Origin of the sequence: Aliiglaciecola lipolytica (assembly GCF_018860635.1) — a bacterium.
Classification (GTDB): domain Bacteria; phylum Pseudomonadota; class Gammaproteobacteria; order Enterobacterales; family Alteromonadaceae; genus Aliiglaciecola; species Aliiglaciecola lipolytica_A.
Window position 1 is genome coordinate 157,659 of sequence record NZ_JAHKPT010000022.1, and the last position, 7,707, is coordinate 165,365.

Genomic DNA, 7,707 nt, shown 5'->3' on the forward strand with positions numbered 1-7,707 from the left:
TAAAGCCGCCGCCTACAATACAAATCCCTGTAGCATGGCCTTTAGGCCATGGAATGAACGTATATTCGGGCCGATGAACAACGCAATAAAAACGATAAATAAAGGTGATTGCGTCAGTAAAAGCATTTAGAATCGCCTCCCTTAAATTAATTTCTTCTATCAATATCAAGGATAATTCAAGTGAATCTGAAGTACGGATTTTGTTGCATTGCGGCGCTGTTTTCCCTGTCAGTGTCTTCAATATCGGTTTTGGCCCAACAAAATGTGGAAACACTGCAGGTTACGGGTACGCGACTAGCTGATAATACAGCGGGCAGTTTTTCCAGCTTATCTAGAGAGCAAATTGATGCTATCAACCCTGCATCCACACTCGACCTTCTGAATCGCATTCCCAATATCGTTATTGCTGAGAACGGTGTTGCTGGTGGTGTTTCCTTTGTATCTGTGCGTGGAGGCGAATCTAATTTCACTTTGGTTCTAATTGATGGTGTTGCGGTTAATGACTCAACAAATAGTCGTGGGGGCGGTTTCGATTTTAGCCAAATAAACCCGCAAAGTATCGAGCGAGTTGAGGTTTATCACGGTGGCATCAGTGCCATCTACGGTGGTGAGGCCATCAGCGGAGTGATTCATATTATTACTCGAGAGCAAGCTGCGCCAGCGATTAATTTGGAAGTTGGCAGCGATAAACAGGTTAACGGGAGTTTAAATCTTTCCCATGCTTACGCGAATGGTGTTTCGGTGTTGGCGAGTCTATCTTCTAGGCAAAGGGAAGCTTCTGATTTTGCCACGGCTAACAGTCAGCAAGGTCTGTTTAAAGTCGCTTTTGCCAACACTAAACAAAATCACCGACTGTTAGTCACTTACAGTGACAATGAAAACCTGAGTTTTGCTGAAGATTCCGGTGGAGAGCTTTATGCAATGCCTCAGGTAGCCGAACAACGCAACAGCGAGCAGTGGCTGGTGGGCTTAAACAATACGCTTCAGTTAGAACCATCGTTGGCTGTTAATCTTAACCTGTCTTGGTTGGATCGTCAGGAGTCATCAGATCACCCAGGTATCGCCGAAGGAGTGCAATCAGGTGTGCCTGCTAGTGTTATTGATTCACAGTTCACTCGTTCTGAAATTGAATTGTTTGTGAATCATCAGCTAAATCAACAAACTACCATTGTGGTTGGGGTTAGTGCACGCGATGCTGAAGGCAGCAATACTGGCTTTCTTGATTATGGATTTCAACTACCTGTAGATTTTGTATTAGAACAGAATTCGCAAAGTGCCTTTATTGAAGGGAAATATGCGCAAAATAACTATGCTATAGATTTAGGATTGCGATATGACGATGCTGACAACTTCGATAGTGAAACATCGGTTCGATTCGCTGGACATTATGATCTTTCTGATGATGTAAATGTGTTTGCGGTGTACAACGAAGGTTATAAATTGCCGAGCTTTTTTGCCTTGGCACATCCGCTGGTGGGCAATCCGGAGTTGCAACCAGAGCGCAGTGTCAATAAAGAACTCGGCGTGGAATGGGTCTTTGAATTGGGGCAAATTACATTGGTGTTATTTGAAAATGATTTCACTGATTTGGTAGATTTTGACGCTGAACTATTTACCTCGGTTAATCGAAGTAGTGTGGAAACTTCAGGGGTAGAGCTAAACAGTAATATTGAATTAACAAAGTGGCTGCAACTGTCAATTGACGTAAGCTATGTAGATATCACGGTTGACGGCCAGCAAAGCCAGTTGCGCAGACGCCCAGAATGGTCTGGTGGTGCAAGTTTAGATGCCCAGTGGCACGACGTGACTATCTCAATTTTTGCAGATGTGAGGGATGCGTATTTAGATAGTTCAATTCCCACAGGATTAGTTGAATTGGGTGGATATGCTAAATACGGTGTATCAGCAAATTGGCAGTTATCGGATAATTTGCAGACTCACTTAAATATCGATAACGCCCTTGCTCATGACATTCAAGATTCCGTTGGGTTTGAGAATAATGATGCCAATTTTCGGGTTGGTATGACCTATCAATTTTAAACTAAAAATATCTTTAAACGGCCAAATACAGTTAGGTATTTGGCCTTTATGATTAACCGCTAACCTGCGGTTAATGAACGAAAAAAAGCACTATTTCCACCGCAATCAAGATGATGATTATCCATTCCAAAAATGAAGAATGTTTATGGTTTTGCTCCGCCGCCAGCATTTCAAAGAGTTCATGAATAGTTTCTAGCTTGAGGTTGAGCAATTCAATTCTTTGAGTCAGTTCAAGATATTTGGTTGCGGCCAAATAATCTTCTTGGGTCGCAGGGTAATCCCAAAAATACTCTGGTATATCCAATAAACTAAAACGCAACATAATGTCGTTTTTAGTTTGAAATAGCGCTCCTCGTCGCATCGCCAGCTTTTTTCGGCTTAATTTGATATTACCTGTGGTAGCAAGTTCTTTTGCCAGATGTCGATTATGGGTAATCGTACTTTCCGCTTGAGATTCAAATACTTCCAATTTACGTGACTGCGCAAACGCATGGCTTATGGCCAATAAAGTGTGAGTTTTCGCCGCGCCTAAAGTAAAGATGTCATTGCAAATGGATAGCTTGGCATCATCGACCAAATTAAACTGGTAAACTTCCCAGTGCTCAGTTGGACCTGTGGTATTAAACGCCTTCAAGTCTTCCATTAAATCAGTCTTTTTAGCGGCACTGATTCCCCAAGTCACAACCACCCCATAGTCAAATATAAATACATGACCTTTAGGAAGATCTATATGTAACGCATCTCTGTAACGATTAACCACAAAGTGTTTAGCAAACTGACTTTGAATCGCCTTGAGTTCAAGGGTGTCTGCGATGCAGATAACTTCAATCAGTTGAGATGAAAAATTGCTTGTCATGTTTTTTCCTTATTTACTTACACGACTAATAACAACGGCTGTACGTAATTTGGACTTACCAAATACCGACAAATTATTAAAGTCTTCTTTCGCCAACGGAATATGTTGGCAATCTGCCATTTGCTGATTATCAACTTCCTCTGTGGTGTCATCTGGATCAGGGTCATGGAAATATAAGCAGTCATCATCTACATGGGTAATAGTCACCCAATGCGGTGACTTTTTACCGTCTAGTTGATAGGTACTTATCAGGCTCAGCACTACCGAACCTGCTGCTAATTCTGATTGGATCATTGCTACACTGGGTGCGCTATATTGGATCGGTAATCCAATTTCCTTTGCTCGTTGTTTAAAGCGTTTTTCAACAGCATGCATGATGTTTTTTTTATGCTCACTGCGCACGCCATCAAGAAACAAAGTGTCTTTTGTATTTACATATACCTTGGCATCAAAACCCCGTTCCATTGCCGCTATGCCTAAACCAATAGGATGACAACCACCGTGACCAGATGTCATGAAAATGGTGGTAGCTTGTCGCCAAATATCTAACTCTAAAGATTGGTTCATGTTCATCTCAGAATCGAGATTATTCATCGCCATCATCAAAGCTGCAGGTCCACAAGTAAACTCCGTGGTTTGTCGATACCAAGGGTAACTTGCCCAGCGTTGTTGAGTTAAACGTTGGTGAATCGGCTTTTGCATACGCAAAGCGTCTACACTGTTATGATAATAGTTGCGATAAACACCAAAAGATCGGTAACCGAAAGATTTATAAAGGTTTATCGCCGTTTCATTGTCACAGGCTACTTCTAAACGCATAAACAATTTTCCGCGCTCAACAGATTCTTTTTCTAATTCACTCAATATACGTTTGCCCAAACCGCTTCCTTTGGCTTGTTTCGATACGGCAATCGAATATAGCCTGCACAAGCGAGTACCTTTGCGCATCAACACAAGTCCATAACCCAATATCGCTGCTTGAGATTTTTCCGACGCGTTTTCTTGTACCGCCACAATAAATACACATGTAGGAGATTTCAGCCAATGCCTGAAACTCCGGCGGCTTAAACGATCAGAATCGAAACTCTGTTTTTCCAATTCGAGCAGTTGCTGCAAATCTTCATTTGCTGCTGCTCTTATTAAAATTGGCATCGTTTGTTGTTTAGATACCATAATGTTCACTTAGCGACCTCTCGCTTCAAGACGATTCGCAAATTCTTGCATAATGATCATGTACAGCTCTTTACCTAAATAAAGGTCTTCCACTTTCGACTCCAAACTGGGGTTGTCATTCACTTCAATCACATATACCTGGTTATTAACCTGTTTGATGTCTACTCCGTATAAACCTTTACCAACGATAGCACTGGCTTTCACCGCCGCATCTAACACGGGCTTGGGTACTTCGAAAGTTGGCAAAGTCTCAAAATCACCAGAGAAATGTGCTTTGGAGCCGTGGTTGTATATTTGCCAGTGATTGCGAGCCATAAAATAACGGCAAGCATAAATAGCACGGCCATTAAGCACACCAATACGCCAATCGAAATCGGTATAAACGTACTCTTGGACTAAAACCAATGCTGATTTAGTCAACATTTCGGTTAATTTCAATTTTAGCTCAGCAAAGTTCTCAACTTTAAACACACCCATTGAAAACGAACTTTCTGGTAACTTAAGTACGATTGGATAGCCAAATTCTGCGGCTAGCTTTTCGCAGGTTTCATCAAGTGCGTTTGAAACAAAACTGCTTTTTGGAGCTGGTACTTTGTTATAGCTAAATGCATCGTGCAAAAACACTTTATTGCAACAGCGCAGAATAGACTGTGCGTCATCAATGACTACCAGACCATCTTGTTCAGCTTTGCGCGCTAAACGATAGGTGTGGTGATCGATCGCAGTGGTTTCCCTGATAAATAGAGCATCATACTGACCAATATTGGTTGCTTGTTTTGCGTTAATTAGCTCCGCGTGAATACCCACTTGTTCAGCAGCCTTTATAAAGCTTTTCAACGCCTTACTGTCACTTGGAGGTGTTTTTTCCTGTTCATTAACTAAAATCGCCATGTCCCAACGGAATTTTTTCTTGTTGTAATGATTACGCCAAGTTGATTGGGTGTAATGTTCCAAACGCTGAATAAACACCGGCCAAGTTTTCGCATCCAACTCGTTACAGCCCATAACCGATACCTGCACCCAAATAGAGTTATCAGATGGCTTTATTTTTAGGCGTAATATTGGCGCTGGATAACGCTCAAACACATGTTTTGATAACTTTTTGAAACTTTCATTTTCGGTCCAACCAAAAAATACCAAGATTTCCACTTCTTCCTTATCAAATTGCATAGGAAGGAAAGACTTAGCTAGTGTTAGTCCAGATTTTTCTACTGATTCGTGCCGATTTAATGCGGTTAAATCGTTAATACAGTTAACGCTGGGTAACACCTTATGTTGACGGGCTTCAGCCAGTAACGAACAGTAGTAACCCTCGCTCAAATAAAGCGATGTATTACATAAGTTGATTACTCTGGTTTTGGGTTCACCAGCTTTAGGATAATCCGCCAAATACTGAGCGAAATCGATTATATTTGCATCAATTTGTGGTAACCCATCTAACGTGTCAACGACGACTAACGATTTATACATTTGTTAATTTCAGCCTTAAATGTGAATTTTTTAAACGCTGAAAAAGTCATTTTAACAGCCTTAAAAAAGTGAGCGAAATATAGACGTTCCATAGCCAAATACAACAATAAAAGCCTAGTACATTGACGAAAAATTATTGTCTTCACGAGCAAATTAATTTGCTGGCAAAGATTGATTAATGGGATAAAAATCCAGCCACTTTATAAACCGATCAAATTCCCTAATTATATTGGAGAAAACAATGAATAAATGGCTATTAGGCGCAGCAGTAACAGCAATCTACGCTAGTGTTTCTTATGCGCAAGAAGCAGCAGACCCAGACACCGTTGCTGATATGCTGCAATACTGTCTTGAAGTCGCCGCGGAAGATGGTACTGGCGATTTGAGCAAGCAAGAGTTTGTTTTAAATTGTGTTAACGAAGAGCTTGAATCTGAAGGTTTCACAAAAATAACGGCATTACCTAAAAAAGTATAATCACACCCGCCTACACATTCAAACCCGTAGCATGGCCTTTAGGCCATGGGAGGCTTGTATTTTTCGCGGGGCTAAAGCACCCGCCTACAATAAAAATTCCGTAGCATGGCCTTTAGGCCATGGAATTTTGTATGTTCTCGCAGGGCTAAAGCCGCCGCCTACAATAGAAACCCTGTAGCATGGCCTTTAGGAGCTTATTGCAGAAACTGAGTTTGTGATAAATTTAACTACTGCAATGAGTTCTTCAATATTGTTATTTTCAATCACATTCAAATAAATACGCACGTTAAAATCACAAGGAATATCCAATTTTACCAATCCGGGGTAGCTTCCTGTTTCAGGTAATAATGTACAGCCTTTTTCACTACTATTTAATTGCCCAAGTCCTATTTGATAAGAGCTGGTTTTTAAACGTGCATTTCGGCATTGGGGGAATTGTTGATAAACATTGTCTGTGACTTTATGGCTCCACTCAATGTGAACATATTCTTCCAACTCTTGGCTATTGGGTTTGGCAAAAAAACGCAGGGGGATTTCTGCTATTTGACTGGTTTCAACGTTATCCAGTTTAAGCGGTTCTGTGGTGAAGGCCATGTCTATGGTGCGCTCATGTAGTTGCCTAGACAACAATTCAGTGTTTCCTAAATCTGTTCGAAGCGATATCTCAGGAAATTGATGAGCGACCTCGCAGAGGATCTTATCAAGACTTAAATAGAATGCATTCGGAGTGGTTGCCACACTCAAAAATCTGACGCTTTTATGATTTAATGCTTGTTTTGCCTCTAGCAGTTTTGCCGACAGTTGTTTCGCGTAAGGAATGAGTTGTTCACCAGCTGGAGTAAGTTGAATACTATTTCGATTACGAATAAACAAGGCTGTATTAAAATACTCTTCGAGCAATTTAATCCTGGCACTAACGGCAGATTGAGTGAGGTATAAGTTGTCAGCTGCTTTACCAAAATGGCGTGTATTAGCAACTTCCAAAAAAGTACTAAGGAAACGGATATCCACAACAAATTCACGAATTTGACTAGGTTACCCGTTTAATACTTTAAATATGCCGATTAAGCAAGCACTATGGCCTGCTTAATCTTTCTAGCTTAATGATATTGAGATTGTCTATCTCGCTCTCGACTCAACTTTTTACTGTCTCGTTTACGCCTTTCAATATCATTCATACGCTTACTTTTGTGCGGCGCGTCAGAATTACTATACATCCAGTCTGAATTATCAAAGTCTTCTTTTTCGCGTCTGTAATCTTTGCTCATTTTAGCTCACCAGTTAAATATTCATTACTCATTGCATGACAGAATAGAACTCGCTCCATCCTGACTCTGTTTGAGTGGAGTTATCATTGCAACTTCCTAACGGGCTGTGAAACAAAAAAAATTTATCTTTAAGATAAATATATTTTTTGCTGAATTGGTATTAGTTTTGCTGAATTGGTATTAGTTTTGATGAGTGGGTTTTCTGCCCATGGGTTTTACAATGTTATGGGCAGAGCGAAAGCTCCGCCTACGGGGAGGGCGTTCATCCAGCTTTTGTAGCATGGGTTTTAGCCTGAGGGATCCCCACAGCGGCATCAACATTTTGCATCCTCCACTAGGGCTTCGATGGATGCTTTGAGCATGTTCTCATTTAGATAAAACCGAGAATGCTTGAGCAGTCTCAGGGCTAAATACCCGTAAGATAG

At 41.0% G+C, this 7,707-nt stretch carries 7 protein-coding genes; 2 read left to right on the forward strand and 5 right to left on the reverse strand.

Annotation, left to right across the window (positions count from 1 at the left end; translation table 11 throughout):
- Positions 1-180: 180 nt before the first annotated feature.
- Positions 181-2,040, forward strand: coding sequence for a TonB-dependent receptor plug domain-containing protein (locus KO530_RS12270; protein WP_216048725.1), 1,860 nt, complete (start codon positions 181-183; stop codon positions 2,038-2,040).
- 70 nt (positions 2,041-2,110) lie between these two features.
- Here KO530_RS12270 and KO530_RS12275 read toward each other — a convergent pair whose 3' ends face one another.
- Genes KO530_RS12275 through KO530_RS12285 form a run of 3 tightly spaced genes read right to left on the reverse strand, consistent with a single transcriptional unit; the run spans position 2,111 to position 5,539 of the window.
- The gene (locus KO530_RS12275; RefSeq protein ID WP_216048726.1) at positions 2,111-2,896 is read right to left on the reverse strand and encodes an RMD1 family protein; all 786 of its coding nucleotides are present in this window, start codon (positions 2,894-2,896) and stop codon (positions 2,111-2,113) included.
- Between the two features lie 9 nt (positions 2,897-2,905).
- Complete coding sequence (locus KO530_RS12280) at positions 2,906-4,069, reverse strand: GNAT family N-acetyltransferase/peptidase C39 family protein (protein ID WP_216048727.1); 1,164 nt, start codon at positions 4,067-4,069, stop codon at positions 2,906-2,908.
- A 9-nt stretch (positions 4,070-4,078) separates the two neighbouring features.
- Entirely contained in the window at positions 4,079-5,539 is a 1,461-nt protein-coding gene (locus tag KO530_RS12285; protein ID WP_216048728.1) for a RimK family protein, read from the reverse strand.
- Positions 5,540-5,780: 241 nt separating this feature from the next.
- Between KO530_RS12285 and KO530_RS12290 the strand changes: the two genes are divergently transcribed.
- Positions 5,781-6,014 carry a hypothetical protein gene (locus tag KO530_RS12290; RefSeq protein WP_216048729.1) on the forward strand — a complete coding sequence of 78 codons (234 nt, stop codon included), beginning with the start codon at positions 5,781-5,783 and terminating at the stop codon, positions 6,012-6,014.
- A 186-nt stretch (positions 6,015-6,200) separates the two neighbouring features.
- Here the strand turns inward: KO530_RS12290 and KO530_RS12295 are convergent, their stop codons facing one another.
- Complete coding sequence (locus KO530_RS12295; protein WP_216048730.1) at positions 6,201-7,025, reverse strand: LysR family transcriptional regulator; 825 nt, start codon at positions 7,023-7,025, stop codon at positions 6,201-6,203.
- A gap of 89 nt (positions 7,026-7,114) precedes the next feature.
- Positions 7,115-7,282: a hypothetical protein gene (locus tag KO530_RS12300; RefSeq protein ID WP_216048731.1), complete on the reverse strand. Its 168-nt coding sequence runs from the start codon at positions 7,280-7,282 to the stop codon at positions 7,115-7,117.
- Between the last annotated feature and the right edge of the window lie 425 nt (positions 7,283-7,707).

Excerpts from the sequence above, each read along its gene's own strand:
- KO530_RS12300 (WP_216048731.1), bottom strand. The coding sequence starts at position 7,282 with ATGAGCAAAGATTACAGACGCGAAAAAGAAGACTTTGATAATTCAGAC.
- KO530_RS12290 (WP_216048729.1), top strand. The coding sequence starts at position 5,781 with ATGAATAAATGGCTATTAGGCGCAGCAGTAACAGCAATCTACGCTAGT.
- KO530_RS12285 (WP_216048728.1), bottom strand. The coding sequence starts at position 5,539 with ATGTATAAATCGTTAGTCGTCGTTGACACGTTAGATGGGTTACCACAA.
- KO530_RS12280 (WP_216048727.1), bottom strand. The coding sequence starts at position 4,069 with ATGGTATCTAAACAACAAACGATGCCAATTTTAATAAGAGCAGCAGCA.
- KO530_RS12275 (WP_216048726.1), bottom strand. The coding sequence starts at position 2,896 with ATGACAAGCAATTTTTCATCTCAACTGATTGAAGTTATCTGCATCGCA.